Genomic DNA, 372 nt, shown 5'->3' with positions numbered 1-372 from the left:
CCTGCTCGGCGTCGACGACGCGAGCGGTGACACGGCGCTCCGCTTCGCCGGCGCGCAGGCGGTCAGGGACCACCGGCGCTTGACCCTGGCCCGGGCGTGGAAGGCCCCGGTGAGCGCCCGGGTCGGAGGGCTCAGCGTCCTCGAGGACCCGGACCTCATCCGGGAGCACGCCCGCAGCGTGCTCGTCGACGCCGAACGACTCCTCCACATCCGGTTCCCCGGTCTCCGGCACCGACCCGTGCTCGAGGAGGGTGACCCCTCGGAGGTCCTCGGGCGACACGCGAGCGAGGCCTCGGTGATCGTCCTCGGACGACAGCACCGCTCGGTGCTCGGCGGGCTGTTCTTCGGGTCCACCGCGCACGAGCTCATCGC

1 protein-coding gene is annotated in these 372 nt (G+C 73.7%); it reads left to right on the top strand.

Features of this window, described 5'->3' with window-relative positions; all coding sequences use genetic code 11:
- Window positions 1-372: universal stress protein (locus BIV03_RS12945; protein ID WP_175475833.1), on the top strand; the 372-nt coding region annotated here is incomplete at both ends.

The organism is Curtobacterium sp. MCBA15_016 (assembly GCF_001865105.1).
Classification (GTDB): Bacteria; Actinomycetota; Actinomycetes; order Actinomycetales; family Microbacteriaceae; genus Curtobacterium.
The sequence above is the reverse complement of the archived record's forward strand: the minus strand, read 5'-3'. Positions and strand labels throughout refer to the sequence as shown.